The sequence below is a fragment of the Collimonas sp. OK607 genome (genome assembly GCF_900111995.1).
GTDB lineage: Bacteria > Pseudomonadota > Gammaproteobacteria > Burkholderiales > Burkholderiaceae_D > Collimonas.
Map to the genome: position 1 here is coordinate 1 of NZ_FOKF01000057.1, position 24,324 is coordinate 24,324.

Annotated in this window: 21 protein-coding genes and 2 pseudogenes; 8 read left to right on the top strand and 15 right to left on the bottom strand. The window is 55.9% G+C overall.

Annotation, left to right across the window (positions count from 1 at the left end; genetic code table 11):
- Nucleotides 1-321, top strand: a pseudogene (locus BM029_RS26005) (IS4 family transposase); the annotation flags it as partial.
- 99 nt (nt 322-420) lie between these two features.
- Here the strand turns inward: BM029_RS26005 and BM029_RS23595 are convergent.
- Entirely contained in the window at nt 421-1,926 is a 1,506-nt protein-coding gene (locus tag BM029_RS23595) for a M48 family metalloprotease (RefSeq protein ID WP_092440262.1), read from the bottom strand.
- 140 nt (nt 1,927-2,066) lie between these two features.
- On the opposite strand from BM029_RS23595, the gene moaC reads away from it, so the two are divergent.
- The gene (gene moaC / locus BM029_RS23600) at nt 2,067-2,564 is read left to right on the top strand and encodes a cyclic pyranopterin monophosphate synthase MoaC (RefSeq protein WP_092440264.1); all 498 of its coding nucleotides are present in this window, start codon (nt 2,067-2,069) and stop codon (nt 2,562-2,564) included.
- 645 nt (nt 2,565-3,209) lie between these two features.
- On the opposite strand, the gene BM029_RS26505 is transcribed toward moaC, so the two are convergent.
- From BM029_RS26505 to recA, 8 genes and pseudogenes are all read right to left on the bottom strand, one after another.
- Entirely contained in the window at nt 3,210-3,686 is a 477-nt protein-coding gene (locus tag BM029_RS26505) for a pilin (RefSeq protein ID WP_092440266.1), read from the bottom strand.
- A gap of 412 nt (nt 3,687-4,098) precedes the next feature.
- A complete protein-coding gene (locus tag BM029_RS23615) occupies nt 4,099-4,701 on the bottom strand; it encodes an FHA domain-containing protein (RefSeq protein WP_092440268.1) in 603 nt (200 codons plus the stop codon).
- Nucleotides 4,702-4,924: 223 nt separating this feature from the next.
- A complete protein-coding gene (locus BM029_RS23620) occupies nt 4,925-5,689 on the bottom strand; it encodes a Stp1/IreP family PP2C-type Ser/Thr phosphatase (protein WP_092440270.1) in 765 nt (254 codons plus the stop codon).
- Between the two features lie 282 nt (nt 5,690-5,971).
- Nucleotides 5,972-6,853, bottom strand: a complete 882-nt coding sequence (gene sucD, locus BM029_RS23625) for a succinate--CoA ligase subunit alpha (RefSeq protein ID WP_014007776.1) — start codon at nt 6,851-6,853, stop codon at nt 5,972-5,974.
- Between the two features lie 20 nt (nt 6,854-6,873).
- Nucleotides 6,874-8,046 (bottom strand): annotated as a pseudogene (sucC, locus tag BM029_RS23630) (ADP-forming succinate--CoA ligase subunit beta); the annotation flags it as partial.
- A gap of 28 nt (nt 8,047-8,074) precedes the next feature.
- Entirely contained in the window at nt 8,075-8,683 is a 609-nt protein-coding gene (locus BM029_RS23635; RefSeq protein WP_092440272.1) for a DUF2889 domain-containing protein, read from the bottom strand.
- A 187-nt stretch (nt 8,684-8,870) separates the two neighbouring features.
- On the bottom strand, nt 8,871-9,329 hold the full coding sequence (gene recX, locus BM029_RS23640; protein WP_092440274.1) for a recombination regulator RecX: 459 nt from the start codon (nt 9,327-9,329) through the stop codon (nt 8,871-8,873).
- A 167-nt stretch (nt 9,330-9,496) separates the two neighbouring features.
- Nucleotides 9,497-10,618, bottom strand: a complete 1,122-nt coding sequence (gene recA, locus BM029_RS23645) for a recombinase RecA (protein WP_092440276.1) — start codon at nt 10,616-10,618, stop codon at nt 9,497-9,499.
- A gap of 414 nt (nt 10,619-11,032) precedes the next feature.
- Between recA and ggt the strand changes: the two genes are divergently transcribed.
- From ggt to BM029_RS23670, 5 genes are all read left to right on the top strand, one after another.
- Nucleotides 11,033-12,784, top strand: coding sequence for a gamma-glutamyltransferase (gene ggt / locus BM029_RS23650; protein ID WP_092440295.1), 1,752 nt, complete (start codon nt 11,033-11,035; stop codon nt 12,782-12,784).
- Nucleotides 12,785-13,007: 223 nt separating this feature from the next.
- Nucleotides 13,008-14,045, top strand: coding sequence for a DUF1338 domain-containing protein (locus BM029_RS23655; protein WP_092440278.1), 1,038 nt, complete (start codon nt 13,008-13,010; stop codon nt 14,043-14,045).
- Nucleotides 14,046-14,053: 8 nt separating this feature from the next.
- Complete coding sequence (locus tag BM029_RS23660; protein WP_092440297.1) at nt 14,054-15,472, top strand: FAD-binding oxidoreductase; 1,419 nt, start codon at nt 14,054-14,056, stop codon at nt 15,470-15,472.
- A 134-nt stretch (nt 15,473-15,606) separates the two neighbouring features.
- A complete protein-coding gene (gene gcvA, locus BM029_RS23665) occupies nt 15,607-16,491 on the top strand; it encodes a transcriptional regulator GcvA (RefSeq protein ID WP_092440280.1) in 885 nt (294 codons plus the stop codon).
- 170 nt (nt 16,492-16,661) lie between these two features.
- Nucleotides 16,662-18,182 carry an L-piperidine-6-carboxylate dehydrogenase gene (locus BM029_RS23670; RefSeq protein ID WP_092440282.1) on the top strand — a complete coding sequence of 507 codons (1,521 nt, stop codon included), beginning with the start codon at nt 16,662-16,664 and terminating at the stop codon, nt 18,180-18,182.
- 60 nt (nt 18,183-18,242) lie between these two features.
- Here BM029_RS23670 and BM029_RS23675 read toward each other — a convergent pair whose 3' ends face one another.
- From BM029_RS23675 to BM029_RS23695, 5 genes are all read right to left on the bottom strand, one after another.
- Nucleotides 18,243-19,097, bottom strand: a complete 855-nt coding sequence (locus BM029_RS23675) for an SDR family NAD(P)-dependent oxidoreductase (protein WP_092440284.1) — start codon at nt 19,095-19,097, stop codon at nt 18,243-18,245.
- A 32-nt stretch (nt 19,098-19,129) separates the two neighbouring features.
- Complete coding sequence (locus BM029_RS23680; protein ID WP_092440286.1) at nt 19,130-19,900, bottom strand: SDR family oxidoreductase; 771 nt, start codon at nt 19,898-19,900, stop codon at nt 19,130-19,132.
- Nucleotides 19,901-19,967: 67 nt separating this feature from the next.
- A complete protein-coding gene (locus BM029_RS23685) occupies nt 19,968-20,678 on the bottom strand; it encodes a histidine phosphatase family protein (RefSeq protein ID WP_092440288.1) in 711 nt (236 codons plus the stop codon).
- Nucleotides 20,675-21,742 (bottom strand): phosphotransferase family protein, encoded by a 1,068-nt coding sequence (locus BM029_RS23690; protein WP_092440289.1) that lies wholly within the window; start codon nt 21,740-21,742, stop codon nt 20,675-20,677. The genes BM029_RS23685 and BM029_RS23690 overlap by 4 nt, the downstream gene beginning before the upstream one ends.
- Nucleotides 21,739-22,983 carry an acyl-CoA dehydrogenase family protein gene (locus BM029_RS23695; RefSeq protein ID WP_092440291.1) on the bottom strand — a complete coding sequence of 415 codons (1,245 nt, stop codon included), beginning with the start codon at nt 22,981-22,983 and terminating at the stop codon, nt 21,739-21,741. The genes BM029_RS23690 and BM029_RS23695 overlap by 4 nt, the downstream gene beginning before the upstream one ends.
- Nucleotides 22,984-23,087: 104 nt before the next feature.
- On the opposite strand from BM029_RS23695, the gene BM029_RS23700 reads away from it, so the two are divergent.
- Nucleotides 23,088-23,999 (top strand): LysR family transcriptional regulator, encoded by a 912-nt coding sequence (locus BM029_RS23700; protein WP_092440293.1) that lies wholly within the window; start codon nt 23,088-23,090, stop codon nt 23,997-23,999.
- Between the two features lie 3 nt (nt 24,000-24,002).
- Here BM029_RS23700 and BM029_RS26170 read toward each other — a convergent pair.
- The coding region (locus BM029_RS26170) for a hypothetical protein (RefSeq protein WP_211482530.1) at nt 24,003-24,324 on the bottom strand (322 nt) is incomplete at its 5' end.

Here is a 24,324-nt window from a genome sequence, read left to right on the forward strand (position 1 = left end):
ATCGAACAGACCTTTCGTGACATCAAAAATGCCCAATTTGGATTGGGACTATCTCAGAGTCAAACGCGTGATCCACTGCGTTTTTCCATTCTGCTATTGATCGGAGCACTCGCCATGTATGCGCTCTGGATCATCGGATTAACCGCGCAACATCAGGGGTTCAAGATCCAATACGGTAGCCGGCACAAAGCCGAACAGACCTTGTCCATCCTCTCACTCGCACTGTGGTGGATGCGCGAAGCACCCCGACAGATCCCAATCTCGCAAATTAACCAGGCAATTCATACCCTGCGCTCTATGGCTATTCATGTTGTTATTTGAGGGGAAGGGTCAGGGTCAGAGTCAACTTTCGCAGGCGTTATCGCGAAACTTGACTCTGACCCTATTTAACGGACCACGGAGTAAAAGCCGCCGCAATAGTCAGCGCTCCTTAGAAGCCTTCAACTCCTCCTTCCACCGCTCCTGCAACTCCCTCTCCCGCGCATCGATCATAGACTGATCATAAAACCCCGCATCCGCCGAGTTACGCGCAATCCGCAACTGATCCAACGCCGCCGGCACACTCCCCGTCAACACATAAGACTCCGCCAAAGCCATATGCTGCAGCGCCCGTTTCCCCTGCGCCGAATAAACCTTAGCCAGCAAATCCTGCACATCCGCATCCTGCCGATACAACTGCGCCTGCTCACGCAGATATTTTTCAGCGTCGTCCAACCGCTTCGCAGCAATCAACACCCGGGCATACTGATGCGCCAACCCGCGCGACAACGGATATTGCAGCTGCGCCTGCTGCACCAGCTTCAACGCCTCAGCCTCCCGATCAGTAGCCAACATGATCTCCACGGCAAGATCCGTCAGCACCAGGCTCTGCTTCGCCGGCAACGCCGCCGCCATTGCCTGCCGCAGCAAATCCTCAGCCTTGTCATAAGCCCCCTGCCTGAACGCCAGGAAAGCCATGCCATATTTAGCCGCAACAATTTGCTGCTTAGTATTTTGCAGCAGCTGCGTATCAAAAACGATCTGCGCATCACGCCGGCCCTGCTCGGTATCATCCTGCAGCAACCGCACACGAGCCCGGATCAACTGAAAATCCAGACTATCGGCCCGCTGCCGATAACGCTGCTCACGGATCCGCGCCTCGATATCAGCAATCCGTTCAGTGGTCAGCGGATGCGTCAACAGATACGGTGGAACCACATCCGAATAATTGCGGGAAGCACTTTGCAAGCGCCCGAAAAAAGCCACCATACCGCTAGTCTCAAAACCGCCCGCATCCAGAATCGACAGCCCGATACGATCTGCCTCGCGCTCGGCATCGCGGCTGAAGTTCAACTGCCTTTGCATCGCCAGGCTGGTACCGCCCATCATCACCGCCGCGCCAGCGTCGCCACTGCCACGCATCGCCAGCGCCCCCAGCAACATGGAAGCCAGGGCGATCATCGAATCCTGCTTCTGGCTGCCCACCATACGCGCGATGTGCCGCTGCGCCACGTGGCCGATTTCATGCGCCAGCACTGAAGCCAGTTCTGATTCGCTCTGCGCCGCCAGCAGTAAGCCGGAGTGCACGCCAATGAAGCCGCCTGGCAACGCGAACGCATTCAAGACCGGATCTCGTACCGCAAAGAAGAAGAAATCGAATCCAGCTTCGCCACGTACTTCTGGCCGTGCGGCAACCAGCGTCCAGCCGAAGTTGTTCAGGTATTCCAGCAGCGGCGCATCGCTCATGTAATCAGGATCGCGCCGGATATCGTGCATGATTTCTTCGCCGAGCTTGCGTTCCATTATTGGCGATAGTGATTCGCGCGAGGTATCGCCAAGGGTCGGCAGGTTTTGCACCGCAAATGTCGGCGCCATCTGCAATGCACAGCCGACGCTGATGAGCGCGGCAAGCAGTAATCGTCGTGGAGATGGCGATGATCGATTCATTGAATACTGGATAGTGTCAAAATCACGATGCTATGATACCAACAGAGGACAATTGTTCCACATTCAGCATGCAGTGATGGCCTGGGAAAATTCAATTAATGAATTAGTGATTCACTGCATCATCTAAAGAAAATATCATCATGACCGACAAAATTCCAGCTAGCACCAAACTGACGCATTTCGACCAGACCGGCCAGGCCCACATGGTTGATGTCGGTAATAAAAATGACACTCATCGTATCGCAGTCGCCAGTGGTTGTATTCGTATGAAGGCTGAGACTTTGGCGTTGATCCAGTCCGGAACGGCAAAAAAAGGTGACGTGCTAGGTATTGCCCGTATCGCCGCGATCATGGCCACCAAACGCACCAGCGATTTGATTCCGCTGTGCCATCCGCTGGCGCTGACGCGGGTTACGGTTGATTTCAGTATTGATGAAGCCGATGCCAGCATTACTTGCACTGCGCAGGCGGAAACGGTGGGCAAGACTGGTGTGGAGATGGAAGCTCTGACTTCAGTCCAGATCGGGTTGTTGACGATCTATGACATGTGCAAGGCAGTGGACCGAGGTATGGTCATTACCAATGTGCGGGTAATGGAAAAGCATGGTGGAAAATCGGGGGATTGGGTGGCGGAGTAAGGTAAGCAATTGATTCGTATCGATAATATTTCTTCGATCAATCACTATTACTATCATCTCCCAATCCGATGTCCGACAGATGTCTCGAGGTATTTTTAGCTATAAATCAGTTCTTGTCCCACGCTTGTCCCAATTGGAAGGCGTATGGCATCAATCAGACAACGCTTGGGTGTATGGCAGGCCCGAGTGCGGCGTAAGGGATTTCCCGACGAGGTAAACACATTTATCACCAAAGCAGAAGCACAGATATGGGCTAGAAGTATTGAGTCCTCGATGGATAGCTTGAGACCCGGCCGCTGGGATAAACCTGGGCGCCAAAATGTGCCCGGTGCTCGGGCGTGTCGGTGGTCTTTAAGGTCGTTCCATCCATGGCAAACAGACTAAGTCCCTTGAACAGATATCGCTTGCTGTCCTGCTCAGACCACACCTGTGCTGACAACTCAAAGAGTGCCGTCAATGGGGCTGAACCAAGCCGTTGGCGTTCTTGTGCAACAGCACGTCAGTTGTTTCCAACCCCAAAAATGAAAATGCCGTTCAGTCTTAACTGAACGGCATTACCCATCTCTGGGGCATTTTGTCACTTAAGCTCGGCAGTGTTTTTGTGCAAATCCACGCTGGCACAAAATCATTGCCACGATACATGGATTAGTTTGTCTTCACATAATTGGAAGTTACGCACGCACCGCTATACTGCCAAACTAAGCGCGTGGGCGCTGGAGGGGTGCCTTCTGCAGTCGGGGTCAGGACGCAAGTATCGGTGGCAACAATACCTTTATAAGCGTTCGGAGTTGCTGTAATTATGCCGCCGGTGGTAACTGCCAAGCTGTTGAACGCTTTACTAGTAGAAATTGCAGGTGTCGTCGGTATACCGCCGGTTGCAGCGCCGCCATCAGTAAGGGCAGTCATATTGGCTAAGGTCTCGCCGTTCTGAAAAGACTCCTCAATAGCTAATTTGTAAGGTGCCATGGCCATTGTCACTTCTGTGTAGGCAGCTTTTTTCATGTATTGCTGATAAGCAGGCAATGCGACAGCCGCCAAAATACCAATAATCGCCACAACAATCATCAATTCGATCAGGGTAAAGCCGCGCTGAGCACGTTTAATCATTTTCATCGATTTCATTTGTTTCTCCTGTTAATAAAAAGGGGGGCTTCGCTTCACTACACGGGATATACAGCAATGTCTGTGCCAGTGGAAAATCTACGGTTTTCAAAGGCTTCAGCGGCGAAAAGTGAAGAAATTTGGCAGAGTTTCGATGCGAAGCTGACAAAGTTTGTCACAAAGAAACTATAGATATTCGTCGTTGATGGCTTAACCCTACACTTGGCCTATGCGCAGCCAACAAGATATGAAATGCGGCAAGGCATGCCCAGTTTCAGCGATTATCGGGACAAATAAAATTAGCGTTGAGCTTAATTTAGAGGGTCATACCATGTCACAGAGGTATTTTTTTGTGACATGGACAAAATGCGCGTCGTAACGGCCAGCGCTAAAGGAATGATAAGAAAATACTACATGCCAATTTTACAATTACTTATGCGGACTTCCAAGAAAATTTCATCTGAGTCCCTGCAATATCAATCACATCCTCGTCCTTGAGCGCCCGCGCGCCAGTACTTAACGGGGTGTCATTGACCCTGGTATAAGTCTGCCCTTCGACATGAGTCAACTCGTAACCATGCGGCCGACGTGTGACAATTGCCACCTGAATGCCAGGCCGACCAATCGTAGTCAACACCTTAGTCAACAGCATTTCCTTACCCGCACTAGGTCCATCCAGCACAGTAATCGTGGCATCCGGCCGCGGCACCGGGAACATCTTCGGCCGGTTATCCTTGATTTCCTCATCCGTATCGACCTGGTACAGCAGTTTGAACCTGGCCATCTGGATCACATCGTTATGCTGCAAAAAATGCTTGGTAACGGGATGCCCGTTAACCTGCGTGCCATTGGTACTGTTGAGGTCTTCCAGAAACGAATCGTTGTAGATAGTAATGATGACCGCATGCTCACCGCTAATGGCGAGGTTATCAATGACCATGTCATTGTGGGCGCGGCGGCCGATGGTGGTGCGCTCTTTGGTGAGCGTCATCTCTTGTATTACGGTGCCGCCTTTGGTCAGGATGATCTTCGCCATTCCTATCTCTCTTGGGAAACGCTGTCTGTAAGTTAATTTAAAACCATACTGCAGATCCGCCGACATCCGCAATTATTGGTGCAGTTATTAATATTGGCGCTGCTCAAACATCCGGTTTTGCACACTTTCACATGCCCGACAGTTTAATGTTGTTTCGGGGCAATGGTGCGCAAATTTCGGGATATATATTGTGAACTCTCTTATTGCATATGCCTTCGCAGGTTTATCCGTTCTCCGGCACCTGGATCAGGATCACCGATACATTATCCTGACCGCCGGCCAGGTTGGCGGCATTGATAAGCATGGTACATGCCATCTTCAGATCCCCCTTGGCATCGCTGACGATATTATCGATATCCGAATCGCCGATCCGGTCCGATAAACCATCCGAACACAGTAAATAGAGGTCGCCAGCCTTTACTTCATGCTGATGCACTTCCACCACCAGCTGGTAGTCGATACCGACGGCGCGCGTGACGATGTTGCGGTTCATCGCGAACTGCGCGTCTTCGGCGCGGATGAGACCGGCATCGATCTGTTCTTGCAGCAGGGAATGGTCACGCGTCAGTTGTTCCAGCAAGCCGTCGCGGATGCGATAGGCGCGCGAATCGCCGACATGAGCGATGCCGACGCTGCCTTCCGGTGCAAACCATGCCACCACCAGGGTAGTTCCCATGCCGCGATATTCCGGCTCGCGGCGGGCGGCATTGATGATGGTGCTGTTGGCCTGGCGCACGGCTTGCATCAGCCACATGCGCACCGGCATCTCGGCTTCCGGCTTTTGCAGGCGGCGGTATTCCTGCAACTGGCTTTCGATTTCTTCCTGGATGGCGACGGTGGCGATGCTGCTGGCGACTTCACCGGCGTTGTAACCGCCCATGCCGTCGGCCAGAATCGCCAGCTGCAAGGCATCGTCGACGACGACGGTGTCTTCGTTTTGTACTCGCACCATACCAATATCCGTTTTGGCGGCAAACTCAAGCGGCATATGTCGAGACTTTAAGATGATCGGTGAAAGAATGGTTACGGAACTGGTTACAGATCAGGCCCTTGCCTTGTTACAAGTATTTTCCTTGGTTATGGGAGGGACGGCAAGACAAATTGCAAAGTCGGCGACGGCCTTGCCTCAGGATGCGACACCCGCTATCAAACGCTAAATGCGCAGGCCGAAAAAAAGGGAGCCGAAGCTCCCTTTTTGTTTGATCCTGCGTACAGGCATCTATCTATACTAATTCATTGGATAGACGCCTGACCCGCCGTTAAGCAGTGCTTACAGCATCGCCTTCAGCAAGCGTGCCATTTCCGATGGATTCTTGGTCACGGTGATGCCACACGCTTCCATGATGTCCAGCTTGGCTTGCGCAGTATCTGCACCGCCCGAAATCAAGGCGCCTGCATGGCCCATGCGCTTGCCCGGAGGAGCAGTAACGCCGGCGATGAAGCTCACAACCGGCTTCTTCATGTTGTCCTTGATCCAGTAAGCAGCATTGGCTTCGTCCGGACCGCCGATTTCGCCGATCATGATGACCGCATCGGTGTCAGGATCGTCGTTGAACATCTTCATGATGTCGATGTGCTTCAAGCCGTTGATCGGATCGCCGCCGATACCGACTGCCGACGATTGGCCCAGGCCCAGTGCAGTCAATTGACCGACTGCTTCATAAGTCAGGGTACCGGAGCGCGAAACCACGCCGATACGGCCCTTCTTGTGGATATGGCCTGGCATGATGCCGATCTTGATTTCGTCTGGCGTGATCAGACCTGGGCAGTTCGGTCCGAGCAGCAAAGTCTTGCTGCCGGCTTTTGCCATGCGGTCTTTCAATGCCAGCATATCGCGTACTGGAATGCCTTCGGTGATGCAGATGGCCAGGTCGAGTTCAGCTTCGACGGCTTCCCAGATTGCAGCAGCAGCGCCTGCAGGCGGTACATAGATAACCGATACGTTGGCGCCGGTAGCGGCCTTGGCTTCGGAAACGTTAGCGAAAATCGGGATGCCTTCGAAATCTTCGCCGGCTTTTTTCGGGTTGACGCCAGCGACAAACGCATTCTTGCCGTTTGCATAATCGCGGCAGCCGCGGGTGTGGAATTGACCGGTCTTGCCGGTAATGCCTTGGGTGACGACTTTAGTGTCTTTGTTGATCAGGATCGACATATCTGTTCCTAGTTATTTACTTATTTACCGTTGGCCGCAGCAACAACCTTCTGCGCCGCGTCTTCCATGCTTTCCGCCGAGATGATCGGCAGGCCGGATTCAGCCAGCAATTTCTTGCCGATTTCTTCGTTGGTGCCCTTCATGCGGACGACCAGCGGTACTTGCAGCGATACGGCCTTGGATGCCGCGATCACGCCTTCGGCGATAACGTCGCAACGCATGATGCCGCCGAAAATGTTGACCAGGATGGCTTTCAGGCCAGGGTTCTTCAACATGATCTTGAAGGCTTCTGTGACTTTTTCAGTCGTGGCGCCGCCGCCGACGTCGAGGAAGTTGGCAGGTTCGCCGCCGAACAGCTTGATGGTGTCCATCGTGGCCATGGCCAAACCGGCGCCATTCACCAGGCAGCCGATATTGCCGTCGAGCGAGATGTAAGCCAGGTCGAACTTGGAAGCTTCGATTTCAGCTGGATCTTCTTCGTCCAGATCGCGGTAAGCGACGATTTCAGGATGACGGTACAGCGCGTTGGCGTCGAAGTTGAACTTGGCGTCCAGTGCGATAACCTTGCCGGAACCGGTAACGATCAGCGGGTTGATTTCAGCCAGCGATGAATCGGTGTCCCAGTATGCTTTGTACAGACCTTGCAATTGCTTGCGTGCATCTGCGATAGAACCGGCTGGTACGCCGATCTTGGTGGAGATGCTGTCTGCTTCAGCGTCGGTCAGGCCGGTAGCCGGATCGATGACGACTTGATGAATTTTCTCAGGGTGGCTTGCTGCCACTTCTTCGATGTCCATGCCGCCTTCGCTGGATGCCATCAGCACCACGCGTTGGCTGACACGGTCAGTTACCATACTTACGTACAGTTCTTGTTTGATGTCGGCGCCTTCTTCGATCAGCAGGCGACGTACTTTTTGGCCTTCTGGTCCGGTTTGATGCGTAACCAGTTGCATGCCCAGGATCTGGGTAGCGTATTCGCGCACTTGTTCCAGCGACTTTGCAACTTTAACGCCGCCGCCCTTGCCGCGACCACCAGCGTGGATCTGGGCTTTTACGACCCAAACCGAACCGCCTAAGGTTTCAGCTGCCTTGACCGCGTCATCGACGTTCAGGCACGGGATGCCACGCGGTGTTGTCACTCCGAACTGGCGGAGAATTTCTTTACCCTGATACTCATGGATCTTCATACGAGCTTCCCTTCTGACACTTAATTAAATGAAATTACTTGGTTGGATAAATAGATTGGGAGTCAACTGCTGCTGGAGGGCTGATTGCCCACTTCGGATAATATTTGGCGACAACTGCGCCATCACTACGTAATGCATGACAACGATCAAGCTGGGCTGGTTTCTTTTGCTCCGCTGCCGGATCGCCTTGCCGATCTTGATCTTGATCTCGATCAATTTCGTGGCCGAAAGCCTGCAATGCCGCCGTCGGCAATATCTGCGCCAACTCGGTCAAATGCGTGCAGCCGAGCGCGCCGCCGATATTCTCTCTCAGAGTATGGCGAAAGCCCTTGACCAGGCTCAAGCCGATCAATTTCTTGTAATCAGGTGCAATGGTATTGCAATAGCCGCTATAGGGCACCGCTTCGGAATTTGCCTCGACGTCAACGATGACGAACTGACGATCGAGCGTCAGCCTCAACCACAGGCTGTGCAAAGGCTGGCCTGCCGACAGATTGCCGGTCGGCAAAGAAAGGTCGAAAGGTTTGGTATCGGTAACATGCGCGTCGATTTCCCATAGGTCGTCATCGCGTACAAACGCTTCGATGTGAATCGCGCGGGTGTGCTTTAACGCTCGGCGGGAAATGGAGGTTGTCAGAGACATAATGATGGATTGATTTGCGTGTCGCTACCACAGTTTCTATGGTAACTGCCGCTCCTGCGGTTTGCAAAAAACCCCAAAAGTGTAGCACAGCTTGCGCGGCTTAGCGATTTTGATCGACAAATGCAAAATAGCCATCGAAAGCCGCCAATGCTGAATCCGTCAGTATAAAGCTGTGCGCTTCCCCGCCTCAGCAATCATCCTCATCGCCGCCACCCTTCACCGCCGCTTGTATTGCGCGATGAGAAAAACCACGTTGCAGCAAGAACCGCATTTGCTTGGCGCGCTCGGCGGCGTCTGCCGGCGGTTGCTTGAATTTCTTACGCCAGACTTCGCGTGCACGGGCGACTTCGCCGTCGGCCAGGTCAGCCTTGATATTCACCAGTGACTCGGCATCGATGCCGTGGCTTTGCAGTTCGGAGAGAATGCGGCTGTTGCCGTAACGATGGGCGCGCCGATGAATCAGGGATTCGGAAAAACGCGTTTGGGATAAAAGTTTTGCGGCTTCCAGCGTATCGAGCAAGGCTTCGATGTCATCGCTTTCCTGCGCATATCGCGCAAGCTTGCGCGCCAGCTCCATGCGGCTGTGCTCGCGTGCCGACAAATAACGCAGCGCCCTGCCCTTCAAACTGATTTGCAGCTTTGCCATGACGGCTTCCCGTAGTCCAGATACTTCCACATGCTTGTTTAAAACAAAACCAAAACAAAAACGCCTTTCAACAATCCGTTTGGCGGAGTTGCATGAAAGGCGTTTGCCGAAGCGGGTCGGCCAGGTCGCTAAAAGCGAGGTATTAGCGAGATATTAAGCCGGAGATATTAAACCGCCGGCTCTTCAGCCTTGGCTGCTGCGGCAGCAGCAGCTTTATTTGCCTTGGCAGCAGCCTTGTCGGCTTTATCGCCACCGTCCGCTTTGATCGCGCCCAACTCAGGCACGCCCAGTGAAGCACGCACTTTGTTTTCGATTTCGCGCGCCAGCTCTGGCCGCTCTTTCAGGTAGGTACGAGCATTGTCCTTACCCTGGCCGATGCGTTCGCCGTTATAGCTGTACCAGGCACCGGACTTTTCAACGATCTTGGCGTCGGAGCCGAGATCGAGGATTTCACCTTCGCGTGATGTGCCTTCGCCATACAGGATATCGAAATGCGCTTCCTTGAATGGCGGCGCGATTTTGTTCTTGACGACTTTGACCTTGGTTTCGTTACCGATGACTTCATCGCCCGACTTGATCGAACCGGTACGACGAATATCCAAACGCACCGAGGCGTAGAATTTCAGAGCGTTACCGCCGGTAGTCGTTTCCGGATTACCGAACATGACGCCGATCTTCATACGGATCTGGTTAATAAAGATCACCAGCGTGTTAGTGCGGTTGATGCTGCCGGTCAGCTTGCGCAGTGCCTGCGACATCAGACGCGCTTGCAAGCCTGGCAGTGAATCGCCCATGTCGCCTTCGATTTCAGCGCGTGGCGTCAGCGCTGCAACCGAGTCGATCACGATCAGGTCGACGCCGCCGGAACGCACCAGCGCATCGGTGATTTCCAGCGCTTGTTCGCCGGTATCCGGTTGCGAGATCAGTAGTTCGGACAGGTTGATGCCCAATTTCTGTGCATAACCGACATCCAGTGCGTGCTCTGCATCGATAAACGCGCAGGTGCCGCCCAATTTTTGCATTTCAGCGATGGTTTGCAGTGTCAGCGTAGTTTTACCCGACGATTCAGGACCGTAGATTTCAACTACCCGGCCGCGTGGCAAACCGCCGACGCCGAGTGCGATATCGAGACCGAGCGAGCCGGTCGAGACCACTTGCACTTCTTCGACCACGGCGCCGTCGTCCATCCGCATGACCGAACCTTTGCCGAATTGCTTTTCAATCTGCGCCAAGGCCGCGGCAAGGGCCTTGCTTTTATCCGGGTTGGCTGCGGATTTTTTATCGTCCATGGTTGCTCTTTCGACAAAAGTGGTGAGATATTCGAGACTTCAGGTAGCACTGTATAAAAAAACAGTGATTTATGCAAGCACTGTCGTATTTTTCTAAAAACATGTGGCGTATTGTATGTGCAGAAATCGCTGGCCGGAATGCGGGCCTTCTAAAATCTGTCGCGCGTAATCACGTTTTAGGTGCGAACTTATGCGAATCCGATTGAATACACCGGGCGCATTTTATGCTTAATACGCATATCGTCATCCGGCAAAGTAAAAAGCATGCCGGGTGAGCGAGAGAATGCAATAATTGTGGCGCATTTCATTTGTGCCGGTAGCCGGTTCGCTACCGTGCAATGCGTCATATTCAAAGGCAGGGGCAAGCGGCTTGCCCACTAATAATAAGGAGAAGGTATGCGTATTACATATTTGATGAAACCGTTAGCAGCATCGATATTGCTGCTAGGCTTGCTGGGTACGGTACAGGCGGCATCCGCGCCTGCGGTCGAAGCCAAAAACGGCATGGTCGTGACTTCCCAGCATCTGGCATCGCAAGTCGGTGTCGACATTCTCAAAATGGGGGGCAATGCGATCGATGCAGCGGTGGCGGTAGGTTACGCGCAAGCGGTAGTGAATCCTTGCTGCGGCAATATCGGCGGCGGCGGCTTCATGACGATCCACCTGGCCGATGGCCGCGATACCTTCATCAATTTCCGCGAAACGGCGCCGGCTGCGGCTAGCGCCAATATGTACCTGGACTCTGCAGGCAAGGCGATCACCAACGCCAGCCTGTTTGGTTATCTGGCCGCAGGCGTGCCAGGCACCGTGCTTGGCCTCGACACAGCGCAACGCAAATACGGCAAGCTGACCCGCGCGCAAGTGATGCAACCGGCGATCAAGCTGGCGCGCGACGGTTATATCCTGAACCGCGGCGACACCGACATCCTCGACACCACCATCGCCCAGTTCAAGAAAGACCCGGAAGCTGCGCGCCTGTTCCTGCGCCGCGACGGCACGCCATTGCAACCTGGCGACCGCTTGGTGCAGAAGGATCTGGCCAAGACGCTGGAAGCCATCTCGCGCAACGGTCCCGACGCTTTCTATAAAGGCGCGATTCCGGCAGCAGTGGAACGTGCGTCCAAGGCTGGCGGCGGAATTATCACCGCAGCCGATTTCGCCGGCTACAAGATCAGCGAAAGCGCCCCGCTGTCGTGCACCTATCGCGGTTATGTGTTCGTCTCCGCACCGCCACCTAGCTCCGGTGGCGCCACCATGTGCCAGATCCTCAACATTCTTGAGGGTTATGACATGAAGGGATTGGGCTTCCATTCCGCGGCGTCGGTGCATTACATGACCGAAGCCATGCGCCATTCCTATATGGACCGCAACACGTTCCTCGGCGATCCGGCGTTTGTCAAAAATCCGCTTGAGCGTTTGATGAGCAAGGAATACGCGGCTTCGATTCGTGCAAAAATCAGCGCCGACAAAGCTACGCCTTCGGTAGAAGTTCAACCAGGCATGGCGCCGCATGAAAAGCCTGAAACCACCCATTACTCGATCGTCGACAAGGACGGTAATGCGGTTTCTACTACTTATACAATTAACGGCCGCTTCGGCGCCGTGGTGATCGCTCCGGGTACAGGCTTCTTCCTGAACGATGAGATGGATGACTTCACCGTCAAGGCCGGCGTGCAAAACCTGTTCGGCCTGGTGCAAGGCGCCACCAATTCGATCGCACCGGGCAAGCGTCCGCTGTCGTCGATGGCCCCTACCCTGGTGACCAAGGATGGCAAGACTTACATGGTGCTTGGTTCCCCGGGCGGTTCGCGGATCATCACCATCACGCTGGAAACAGCCTTGAACGTGATCGACTACGGCATGGCTCCGCAAGAAGCGGTCGATGCGCCACGCATCCATCATCAATGGCTGCCGGACGAGGTGTATTACGAAACCCGCGGCCTGTCGCCGGATACGCTGAAAATCCTGGATGGCATGGGCTACAAGATGAAGGAGCAAACACCTTGGGGCGCGGCTGAATTGATCATGATCGGCTTGCCAGGCGCTGCCGGCGTGAGTGGCGCCAGCTCTGGCAATGACGCTGGCGTATCCGGCATCGTCCGTCCTGGCTTGTATTACGGCGCAAACGATACACGCCGTCCTGCCGGCGCTGCGATCGGGTATTGAACCGGGTGTATGCTGAGTTACGCGTGGGCACTGTGTGCCCACGCGGTGCTTGAATCAGATGCGATATGAAGATGGGTGCCCTGCACCCGTCTTTTTTTTCGCCGAAAACTATCCGAAAAAGTCAACGCATGAGAAAAACGCATTGATCCATCAGAATTATTCGTTTTATCAGGCTGCCATTCAAATTTACACTGCGCCTATCTTTCCCCGATAAAGAGCGCGCATGTCCTCCACCAACCTGCAATTCATGCTGACGTCGTTGCTAGGCGCAGAGCATGCCAGCCAATTGTCCGATCTGCTGCAAATCCCGGCCAGCACCCTGCGGCCACGTTCTGACACGGTTTCCCGTATCGAAATAGCGCAGGCGCTGAATATGTTGCTGTTCGAGAAACTGCTGAAAGCTGTCCCGCAAGGGAATGACTATGTACAGGACTCGGTGCGCGCAGGTAACAAGATCCGCTTTGATCATGGCGCTTTGCGTACCGTACTTGGCATCAGCACCGGCACCTTGCCAACTGGCGAAGCTGCATTCACCCGGATTCTGCTGCCGCTGGGTTACTACGTGAACGGTATCTACCCGCTGCCGAGAATCAGCATGACCGGCCGCGCTTATGCACATGAAGACGACGCCGAGGAAATCGCCCAGTTTTTCCTGAGCGAACTGCACCCGCATCACTTCTCGAACGAGTTCCAGGCAACCGTCAACAATGTCTTGTCGACCTCACAAGACCCTGTCGATGCACACTCGGCACAATTGCTACAGCAGCTCGGCGCCAGCAAAACCTTGCCGGTCGCCGATGCGCTGGCGCTATTGCCGGTGCTGGTAGCCTGCTTCGATCGTCAGCACGACTTGCCCAGCATTGCCGAATACCAGACCTTGCTGGCGGAATCGGCCGAAATGGCCTGGATTTCAACTGAAGGTAATGCCTTCAACCACGCCACCGATCGCGTCTCCAATGTAGAACAGGTAGCCGATGCGCAACGCGCGCTGGGCCGTGCCATCAAGGAAAAAATCGAAGTTTCCAGAAACGGCCGGGTGCGGCAAACCGCCTTCCGCGCCAGCACTGTGACGCGTCTGATGCGCGATGAAAATGGCGTGATGGTCGAGATGAAGGTGCCGGGATCGTTCTACGAATTCATTTCGCGCGACCGTTACCTGGATGAAGAAACCCAGCGTGAAAAGCTGGACCTGACCTTTGACAGCGGCAACGCCCAGGGGATTTTCAAGATGACCGCGTCGGCAGACGCCGCCTCCTGCTGATGGCTGACATGAGCGACATCGACCTGATCCAGCGGCGCATCAGCGATCTGCTGGGCTCGCAAGGTTGCCTGATAACGCCGGATCAGCGCCAGCCTTACGAAAAGGGAGCACGTTATGGCGACGGCCAGGCGATTTGCATCGCGCGGCCGGCCAGCGTCGAAGAGGCGGCCGAACTGATGCGCCTGTGCGCCAGGGAGAAAATACGCATCGTTGCCCAAGGCGCGAATACCGGCCTGGTGGGAGCAGCATCGCCAGATCGGTCCGGACTCGATGTGGTGCTCAGCATGGAGCGTATCAAGGGCGTGATTGACATCGACCCGGTCGACCGCGTGGTGCAAGCCTATGCCGGCACGCGCCTGTCCGATCTGAACCAGGCGCTCAAACAACACGATCTGTACTTTCCCATCGACTTGGCGGCAGATCCTTCGCTAGGCGGCATGCTGGCTGCCAACACCGGCGGTGCGCGCCTGATCCGCTACGGCGATGTACGTCACAACGTGTTGGGGCTGGAAGCATTGCTGATCGATCCGCCCGGCCAGCGTCTCGACCTTACCAATCGTCTAAGGAAAAACAATACCGGCCCCGACTGGAAGCAATGTTTCATCGGCAGCGGCGGCGCCTACGGCATCATCACGCGGGCGGTGCTGCAGGTGCATCCGTTGCCGCAGCAATGCGCCACGGCGCTGGTGGTGCCGGCTTCGCTGCAAGCCGCCGCGCTACTGTTGCGCGATGCCGAACGCAATTTCTCGGATTTCCTGAGCGCGTTCGAAGGCATCTCGCACAATGCCATGCAAGCCGTTTTACAGCACATCCCGTCGACCCAGGCGCCGTTCGATCCGCTGCCGCCTTATGCTTTCCTGATCGAATTGAGCAGCGCGCGACCGCGCAGCGCCGATTTCGACCTGGAAAAACTGTTCGGCGCCTGGCTCGAAGCCTGTTTCGGCGACCTGATCCTGGACGCAGTGATCGACAAACCGGAAACCCTGTGGCGCATCCGCCACGCCATCACCGACAGCGTGCGCCGGGAAGGCAAGGTCATTGCCTTCGATATCGCCGTACCGCGCTCAAAACTGGCAACCTTTCGCGATGAGGCTATAGCGTTGCTAGGATGGCGTTATCAGGGTGTCAAAGTGTTCGACTTCGGCCATTGGGGTGATGGCGGCCTGCATTTCAACCTCGTCGTACCGGAACAGCTGGTGGACGACTTCCCACCACAGCGCATTCATACCTTGCGCCAGGAAATCTACGATCTGGCGGTGCGCAAGTATCACGGCAGTTTCAGCGCCGAACATGGTGTCGGGCCGTTCAACCAGCAGTTCTATGAACGCTACACCGCTCCCGAATCGCAAGCGCTGGCCGCCAGGATGCAAACCGTTTTCGATCCGGCGCGACTGTTGGGGCTGACTCGTTTCGGTTCAGCCTCATAACGGCCATGCCTGACTCTACGCGCAGCCAGGCTGAAGTTTGCGCTAAAGGTAACGCTGAAAAACGGCGCCGCGTTTGGTATAGTGCCTGCTCGGCAGCAAGCACTGCGGCACATACCTACCCGGCTCCAAGAAAAATGCGCAGATTCATCCCCTCCACCTCCTGCCTGATCGCTTTCGATACGGCGGCGCGTCACCTGTCGTTTACCAAGGCGGCCAACGAGTTGCACATGACGCAGGGCGCTGTCAGCCGCCAGGCTGCCATCCTGGAAGATTATCTCGGTGTAAAACTGTTTGAACGTATCAACCGCCGCCTGATCCTGACTGCCGCCGGGGCTGAATATGCGACCCAGGTTGCCGCCATCCTCAAGGAAATCGAAATGGCGACCTTCCAGGTGATGGCGCACAAGAATTCCGGCGGCGTGCTCAATCTGGCAACATTGCCGACTTTCGGCGTCAAATGGCTGATTCCGCGCCTGGCTAAATTCACCGCTGCGCATCCTGACGTGATCCTCAATCTGAGTACCGAGGTGCTACCCTTCGATTTCAACAGCCGCTCGGTGGATGCGGCGATCCACTTCGGCGAACCCAACTGGCCCGGCGCGGTCATGGTGCGGCTGATGGGCGAAGAAGTACTGCCGGTCTGCAGCCTGGAACTGAGCCAGAAGATCAAGCGCATCGAAGATCTGCCTGCCATGACTTTATTGCAACACACTACCCGGCCGCAAGCCTGGCAGGACTGGTTCAACCATGTTGGCGTGGCTTGCCCTGATGCTCTTTCCGGCCCGCGCTTTGAGCAACTGTCGATGGTGATCCAGGCCGCGGCTGCCGGCCTGGGCGTGGCATTGATGCCAAAATTTCTGGTGGAAACCGAAATCGCCCTTGGCCAGTTGCATGTGCCCTTCCCGTTTGCCGTCAAAAGTCCGCAATCCTACTACCTGACTTATCCCGAGAAAAACGCCAGCAAGGCTGCTGTGATCAAATTCCAGGAATGGATATTGGGCGAACTGGCAGAAGTCTGAGTTACATCGGTTCTGCATGATCAAAAGTAATGATGTACTGTTATTTTTTGATTTTAAGAAATCGCGGTTTATTCCTTATACTCGGACTATAAGTTGGCCCAACACGTCGCCCGCCTCAGCTTAGCTGCGATTCACGACGACCAGATAAAACCCGGAACAAAGGCATTCCAATGACGCAAATTTCCACCATTTTCAATGAACTCGGCTTCGACTTTTCCGCCCACGCCGGCAACGATCTCCATTCGCGCTCCCCACGCGACGGCGCCGCGATTGCTTCGCTGTGCGCCCACACTGCGGAAGAAGCCGAAAGCGCTATCAAGAACGCCCATCAAGCCTATGAAAAATGGCGCGTAATACCGGCGCCGGTACGCGGCGAGCTGGTGCGCATTCTGGGTGACGTGCTGCGTGAACATCGCGAGCCGCTGGGCAAACTGGTGACGCTGGAATCCGGCAAGATCCTGTCCGAAGGTATCGGCGAAGTGCAGGAAATGATCGACATCTGCGATTTCGCCGTCGGCCTGTCGCGCCAGTTGTACGGCCTGACCATCGCCTCCGAACGTCCAGGCCATCGCATGATGGAAACCTGGCATCCGCTGGGTGTATGCGGCGTCATCACTGCGTTCAATTTCCCGGTTGCGGTATGGGCGTGGAATGCTGCGCTGGCGCTGGTTTGCGGCAATGCCGTGATCTGGAAACCATCGGAAAAAACTCCGGTCGTCGCACTCGCGGTACATGCATTGTTTGAAAAGGCCGCTGCACGCTTTTCAGAGCAGCGTCCGGATCTGCTGCCGGCCAATCTGTGCCAGGTACTGTTGGGCCGCGCCGAAATCGGCGCAGCACTTTCCGCATCGCCACTGGTGCCGCTGGTCAGTGCTACCGGCAGCGTGCGCATGGGCCGCAAGGTCGCCACCACGGTGGCGGAACGCCTGGGCCGCAGCTTGCTGGAACTGGGTGGCAACAACGGCATGATCGTCACGCCTACTGCCGACTTGAGCCTGGCTTTGCGCGCCATTACGTTCTCCGCAGTTGGCACCGCAGGACAACGCTGCACCAGCTTGCGCCGGTTGTTTGTCCATAGCAGCATTTATGAAGATGTAGTCAACCGCATCGAGCGCATCTATGCCAGCGTCAAGGTCGGCGATCCGCTGGATGGCGGCACACTGGTTGGCCCGCTGGTCGATCAGGCGGCATTCGAAGCGATGCAAGCTGCGCTGGTACAGGCCAAGGCCGAAGGCGGCGTGGTGACAGGTGGCGAACGTTTGCCGGTTGGCGATGCCGCCAATGCGTTCTACGTGCGGCCGGCGCTGGTGCGCATGCCGCAGCAAAGCGCCATCGTGCATCACGAAACCTTCGCGCCGATTCTGTATGTGCTGCGTTACGATAGTTTCGACGATGCAGTGCGCCTCAACAACGCCGTGCCGCAAGGCTTGTCGTCAGCCATCTTCACCAACGATGTGCGCGAGGCGGAGGCGTTCATGTCCGCCAGCGGCAGCGATTGCGGCCTGGCCAACGTCAACATCGGTACCAGCGGCGCTGAAATCGGCGGCGCTTTCGGTGGTGAGAAGGAAACCGGCGGTGGCCGTGAATCGGGTTCCGATGCATGGAAGACTTACATGCGCCGTGCGACTAATACCATCAATTACAGCCGTACCCTGCCGCTGGCGCAGGGCGTCAAATTTGATATCGACTAAGCTTTACTCTCAAGGCGGATCAACATCAGCTGATCCGCCCTGCTGCTTGCCAGCCCGTCTTCAAATCTTCAACAAAGTCGGCGCCCGCTGCTGCAATATATCCTCCATCCGGATCTGTATCGCCTGCTTCATTTCCGGATGGGTCAGGATATAAAACCGCTCCGAAGCAATTGCATCAAATACTTCGTCGGCCACCTGCGCCACCGGGATCCCATTCTGCACCGCTTGCATTATCGACATGCCGACCTTGAGTGTCACCGCATCAACTGCCGGGGTCGCCTCGCCATCATTGCCGGCCCCTGCCGCGACCCGATTTCGCTCGGAATGCGCCACGCCGGTCTTGACCCACCCCGGGCACAACACCGAGACTTTGATCTGTGATTTCCGCAACGCGAGGTCGTGATGCAGACCTTCCGATACGGTCACCACCGCATGTTTGCTGGCATTGTAGGTGGCCAGGCTGGGCTGCGATGTCAAGCCGGCCATCGACGCGGTGTTGACGATATGGCCTTCTTCGCCATGCTTCAACATGGTGGGGACGAAGGCGCGCAAGGCATGCGTGACGCCGTAGAAATTGACACCCATGACCCAGTCCCAATCCTGTTGCGTCGCTTCCCAGGCCGGCTTGGCGACGGCTACTCCGGCGTTATTCACCAGCAAATGCACGTTGCCGAATTTGGAAAACGCCTGCTCCGCCAATGCATTGATCTGCTCTTCGCTGGCGACATCGGTCGGTACACCGATCACTTCAACGCCGTTGGCCTTGAACTCAGCCACGGTCAGCTCCAGCTTGGCGGCGTTGATATCCGCCAGCACCAGTTTCATTCCTTCAGCCGCAGCGCGGATCGCAATGCCCTTGCCGATGCCTTCTGCAGCGCCGGTAATGACGGCGACCTTGCCTTGCAAATTCTTCATATGGTTTCCTGTTGATCCAGCGTTAGAGTCGGTTAGTTGAGCAAATAGCCGCCGTCTACATTCAAACAAACCCCGGTGGTATAAGTGGCCGCAGGCGACACCAGATACAGCACCGCACCCGCCATTTCATCCGGCTGGGCCACACGGTTCATCGGGATGTGTTGCAGTGCCTGCTTCAGGATCGCCGGATTGTCGATCAAGGCGGCGGCGAACTTGGTCTCGGTGAAACCCGGCAGCAAAGCATTGACGCGCACGCCGCTGGCCGCGCATTCCTTGGCGAAAGATTTGGTCATGGAAATCACCGCAGCCTTGGTAATCGAATAAATGCCTTGGAACACGCCGGGTGTGACACCGTTGACCGAGGCGACATTGACAATCGCGCCGCCGCCGTTCTGCGCCATCAGCTTGGCGCCATACGAAGACATGAAAAAATAACCGCGGATATTCACATCGACAGTCTTCTGGAAGGCTGCCACATCGGTCTCGACGATCGGTCCGAAATGCGGATTGGCGGCCGCGTTGTTGACCAGGATATCGAGTCGCCCGTGCTTGCCGCCGATGGCCTGGTACAGCGCTTCGATCTGCGCCATTTCGCCGATGTGGCAGGCGATGGTTTCCGCCGATCCGCCGGCTGCCTGGATCTCGGCCACCACTTTGTCGCATGCCTCCGCCTTGCGGCTGGATACGATCACATGTGCGCCTTGCTGCGCCAGGAGTTTGGCAATCGATGCGCCGATGCCGCGGCTGGCGCCGGTAACCAGCGCGATCTTGCCTTTCAGATCAAAAAGGGTTGTGCTTGTCATGTTCTGTATCTCCGCTTATTGGATAATTAATATTAGATAACTCAGCGATAACTCAGCTATAACTCATTCAGCGATAACTCACCAAGCCCGGATCGCACGCGCTTTCAAGATGCGCAAAATTATTCAAATAACTCAAGCTGACGCGCCCGGGGCGATACAGCAATTTGGTAACGCCGGTATTGACCAGCGCCCAGTTCAACTCGAAAATCTGCCGGTCCGGAATCGCCAGCAACTGCTGGCAAATCACACTGATCGGACCGCCGGAAGTAAATACCCAGACTGACTGCCCCTGGCCGAGCCGTTCCTGTAGCCGTGCCAACGCGTCGCTGCAACGCACCTTGAACTGCGGCCACGGTTCGCTGTAATCGTTGTCATGTTCGCCACTGACCCAGCGCGCTACCGCCTTGGCAAACAGCTTTTGAAATGCACGCCCGCGCTGCTCCTGCTGCGCCATGTATGCTGTAAACACAGCGGGATCAGCAAATTGCGGCATGTACCGTAGCAGTACTTGCTGGTGATTGAATTCGTCGAATCCCGGATCGTGCAAAACCTGGCGCTCGCCTTCCGTAGTCGTCGGCGACATCGCAGCCAGGCAGGCGTTGCTGCTCTGCTGGTGACGACGGTGGCTACCGGTAACCAGCAGCGGCATCTCGTGGCCGGTCCGCGTCAGCCACTGTCCCAGCAACGCCGACTGGCGTAAACCAAGTTCAGACAACTGATCGTAATCGGCGGCGCCGAAGCTGGCCTGGCCATGACGCACCAGATAGATGTTGCTCATATGTTCGACTGCGCAATCAGGTTCTTGCAGCGCTGTTCCAGGTAATTGGTAACGTGGACAAAGAATGCGAATTGCGGATTCTTGGTTTGCCCGTGATGAAAACGATAGTAGATTTGCTGCACGATCACCGCCAGCCGGAACAAACCGTAGATTTCGTAAAAGTCGAAATGATCGGTGCGGTAGCCGGTCTTCTCGCCGTAGTAGGCAATCACTTCCTTGCGCGTCAGCATGCCTGGTAAGTGCGTCGGCTGGCGTCGCATCTGCTTGAATTGCGCCTCATCGTCGGCCTGCACCCAGTAGGCCAGCGTATTGCCGAGATCCATCAGCGGATCGCCGAGGGTCGCCATTTCCCAATCCAGTACGCCGATGACGTTGAGCGGATTATCAACATCGAGCACCACATTATCGAAACGGAAATCGTTGTGGATCAGGCAGGTGGCGACGTCTGTGGCAGGCATTTTTTCATTCAGCCAGCTCATCACCGACTCGAAATCGACAGCGTCGTCAGTGCGCGCCTTGCGGTAGCGCTCGCTCCAGCCGCTGATCTGCCGTTGCACATAACCGTCACCCTTGCCCAGATGCGCCAGGCCGGCGGCTTGATAGTCGACCTGATGCAACGCGATCATCTTGTCGATCACATTCAGGCACAACTGGCGCGTGTCGGCCTCGCTCAGCACCAGGCCTTCAGGTAATTTATCGCGCAGGATGATGCCGCGCAGCCGCTCCATCACATAGAAATCGCTATCCATCACGGCGCGATCCTGGCAAGTTGCGAACACGCTTGGCACATACGGATAGACCGGCTTGAGCTCTGACATGATATTCGCCTCGCGCAGCATATCGTGTGCCGACTTGGCTTTGGCGCCAGACGGCGGCCGCCGCAGGATCAACTCGCGATTGGCGTAGCTCAGCAAATACGTCAGATTGGAAGCGCCGCCCGGGAACTGGCTCACTGTCGGCAATCCTTCAAGACTGCCGTCAATGCCTTTCAGGAAAGCGGCGACCTTTGCCACATCCAGTTCTTCACCGCTACGTACCGCACCGGCTTGATCGATCAGTGTCATGCCGCTTCTCCTACGGTAACAACACTCGCCGCTTTGGCAGCTTGCGCCTTCAATTCCAGCTTGGCAATCAAGGCTCGATGCACCTCATCCGGCCCGTCCGCCAGCCGCAGCACGCGAGCGTAGGCAAACAAAGCGGTCAGCGGCAAATCGTCGCAAACGCCCGCACCGCCGTGGATCTGGATCGCCTGGTCGATCACCAGCTGCGCCACGTTTGGCGCCACCACCTTGATCTGCGAAATTTCACTCATCGCCGCCTTGGCGCCGACAGTATCCATCATCCATGCCGCCTTCAAAGTCAGCAGGCGCGATTGTTCGATTGCCATGCGCGCATTGGCGATGATGTCGGCATTGCCGCCCAGATCTGCCAACGGCTTGCCGAAAGCGCTGCGCGTCAACGCCCGTTTGCACAGCATTTCCAACGCCACTTCGGCCGCACCCAGCGCCCGCATGCAATGATGAATCCGGCCCGGCCCGAGACGGCCCTGGGCAATTTCAAAGCCACGCCCCGGCCCCGCGATGATGTTAGCCAACGGCACCCGGACATTGGTAAAACTGACTTCGCCATGACCGTAAGGCTCATCGAGTGCGCCGAACACCGGCAGCATGCGTTCGATCTTCACGCCCGCCGTCGCCATCGGCACGATCACCATTGAATGACGCGCATGCTTTGGGCCGTCAGGATAAGTCAGTCCCATGAAGATCACGAACTTGCAGTTGGGATGGCCGATGCCGGTGCTCCACCATTTGCGGCCGTTGAGCAGCACTTCATCGCCGTCAACGATGGCCGTGGCACGCATATTGGTAGCATCGCTGGAGGCGACGTCCGGCTCGGTCATGCAAAACGCCGAGCGAATTTCTCCGGCCAGCAGCGGTTTGAGCCATTGCTCCTGCTGCGCCGCCGAACCGTACTTGGCCAGCACTTCCATATTGCCGGTATCGGGCGCATTGCAATTGAACACTTCCGGCGCGATGAACGAGCGGCCCATGATCTCTGCCAGCGGTGCGTAATCGGTATTGCTAAGGCCAGCCCCGAACTCTTCATCCGGCAGGAACAAGTTCCACAAGCCCGCTTCCTTCGCCTTGGCTTTCAAGGCCAGCATCACTGGCGGTACGTTCCATGGCAGCGGACCGCGCTTCAGCTGGCTGAAATACTCAGCTTCGGCCGGCAGCACATGCTCGGCCATGAACGCGTTGAGCCGCTCGATATATTGGCGAGCCCTGGGAGAATAAGCGAAATCCATGATGTTCCTCAGCTATTTGGCGATGTAGTTTTGCGATGTATTAAGTGTGCCGCAACAGCTATAATTCATCAAATGAATGATTTATATAGACAATAATTAATTTCATGCATATAAGCCGCATCGACCTTAATCTGTTCGTGGTGCTCGACACCATCTATACGGAAGGCAACATCACCCGGGCAGCGAAGGCACTCAGCCTGACCCAGCCGGCAGTCAGCCACGCCCTGGCGCGCCTGCGCGAACTGCTGGGCGATCCGTTGTTTGTCCGTCAAGGCAGCAATATGCTGCCGACACCGATGACGCGGTCACTAATCGGCCCGGTGCGGCAAGCGCTGCAAACGCTGGAAGTAAGCGTCAAACACGGCAATCAATTCGACCCGACCAGCACCCGCCGCAGCTTCAACCTCGGCCTGCCAGGCGTACTGGAAGCGCGGCTGCTGCCGCCGCTGATGCAACTGCTGCAAACCCAGGCCCCCATGGTAGAAATCAATTCAGTGCGGGTGGAAAGGCGGCAACTGGAATCAGAACTGGCAGCGGGCACGCTAGATATTGCCGTTGACGTCCTGCTACAGCGCCCCGGAGAAATCCGCAGCACACCGCTATCGCGCGACGCATTGGTAGTAGTAGCACGCCAAGATCATCCGGCGCTACAAAACGGCCTGGATCTAGAAACCTATCTGGCGCAGAGCCACATCCTGGTCTCCTCCCGCCGCACCGGCCCCGGCGTCGAAGACGTAGAACTGGCCCGCATCGGCCGCCAACGGCATGTCGGTTTGCGTTGCCAGCACTACTACGCAGCTTGCCAGGTAGTCAGCGCCTCAGATCTGCTGACGACCATGCCAGAACATTACGCGCACATTGCCAATATCAACTTGCCGAACCGGATTTATCCGTTACCGCTGCCGACACCGCCATTGGATGTGTATTTGTACTGGCATGAGAATGCGGAACTTGATCCGGCTAATCGATGGTTGCGCGAGGTGTTGGGACAATTGTTTCCCAAGCAGAGTGGTTGAAGGCTACGTAAAAACCTGCTCAAGATCACTGCCAGGTAGAAATGCAAGGCTGTTGCTTTTGACTTTGCGGTTGCGGTTGCTTTTGAACTGGCTTTTGAATTTGAAGTCCGCATTGGGACGCTGCCAAATGTGGCGCGTGTCAGTCGGGAATTGTGGGGGAACATGTTTGAGCGCAGCGAGTTGGTTTCCCCACCCGACTGATACGCGCCGCATTTGGGGACCTGACCGAAGGGAAGGCAGTGGCTTTGCGGTCGCCTTCTTTTTGGTTACTTTTTCTTGGCGAAGCAAGAAAAAGTGACTAGCTGCCGGGCTACCCCCGGCGCAC

What these genes read in the sequence shown, in the direction of transcription:
- BM029_RS23635 (WP_092440272.1), bottom strand. Translation starts at nt 8,683, where the DNA reads ATGTCTCTGACAACCTCCATTTCCCGCCGAGCGTTAAAGCACACCCGC.
- gcvA (WP_092440280.1), top strand. Translation starts at nt 15,607, where the DNA reads ATGCGCAGATTCATCCCCTCCACCTCCTGCCTGATCGCTTTCGATACG.
- BM029_RS23660 (WP_092440297.1), top strand. Translation starts at nt 14,054, where the DNA reads ATGAGCGACATCGACCTGATCCAGCGGCGCATCAGCGATCTGCTGGGC.
- BM029_RS23655 (WP_092440278.1), top strand. Translation starts at nt 13,008, where the DNA reads ATGTCCTCCACCAACCTGCAATTCATGCTGACGTCGTTGCTAGGCGCA.
- BM029_RS26505 (WP_092440266.1), bottom strand. Translation starts at nt 3,686, where the DNA reads ATGAAATCGATGAAAATGATTAAACGTGCTCAGCGCGGCTTTACCCTG.
- recA (WP_092440276.1), bottom strand. Translation starts at nt 10,618, where the DNA reads ATGGACGATAAAAAATCCGCAGCCAACCCGGATAAAAGCAAGGCCCTT.
- BM029_RS23700 (WP_092440293.1), top strand. Translation starts at nt 23,088, where the DNA reads ATGCATATAAGCCGCATCGACCTTAATCTGTTCGTGGTGCTCGACACC.
- BM029_RS23695 (WP_092440291.1), bottom strand. Translation starts at nt 22,983, where the DNA reads ATGGATTTCGCTTATTCTCCCAGGGCTCGCCAATATATCGAGCGGCTC.
- BM029_RS23595 (WP_092440262.1), bottom strand. Translation starts at nt 1,926, where the DNA reads ATGAATCGATCATCGCCATCTCCACGACGATTACTGCTTGCCGCGCTC.
- BM029_RS23620 (WP_092440270.1), bottom strand. Translation starts at nt 5,689, where the DNA reads ATGCCGCTTGAGTTTGCCGCCAAAACGGATATTGGTATGGTGCGAGTA.
- recX (WP_092440274.1), bottom strand. Translation starts at nt 9,329, where the DNA reads ATGGCAAAGCTGCAAATCAGTTTGAAGGGCAGGGCGCTGCGTTATTTG.
- BM029_RS23690 (WP_092440289.1), bottom strand. Translation starts at nt 21,742, where the DNA reads ATGACACTGATCGATCAAGCCGGTGCGGTACGTAGCGGTGAAGAACTG.
- ggt (WP_092440295.1), top strand. Translation starts at nt 11,033, where the DNA reads ATGAAACCGTTAGCAGCATCGATATTGCTGCTAGGCTTGCTGGGTACG.
- BM029_RS23615 (WP_092440268.1), bottom strand. Translation starts at nt 4,701, where the DNA reads ATGGCGAAGATCATCCTGACCAAAGGCGGCACCGTAATACAAGAGATG.
- BM029_RS23670 (WP_092440282.1), top strand. Translation starts at nt 16,662, where the DNA reads ATGACGCAAATTTCCACCATTTTCAATGAACTCGGCTTCGACTTTTCC.
- sucD (WP_014007776.1), bottom strand. Translation starts at nt 6,853, where the DNA reads ATGTCGATCCTGATCAACAAAGACACTAAAGTCGTCACCCAAGGCATT.
- BM029_RS23675 (WP_092440284.1), bottom strand. Translation starts at nt 19,097, where the DNA reads ATGAAGAATTTGCAAGGCAAGGTCGCCGTCATTACCGGCGCTGCAGAA.
- moaC (WP_092440264.1), top strand. Translation starts at nt 2,067, where the DNA reads ATGACCGACAAAATTCCAGCTAGCACCAAACTGACGCATTTCGACCAG.
- BM029_RS23685 (WP_092440288.1), bottom strand. Translation starts at nt 20,678, where the DNA reads ATGAGCAACATCTATCTGGTGCGTCATGGCCAGGCCAGCTTCGGCGCC.
- BM029_RS23680 (WP_092440286.1), bottom strand. Translation starts at nt 19,900, where the DNA reads ATGACAAGCACAACCCTTTTTGATCTGAAAGGCAAGATCGCGCTGGTT.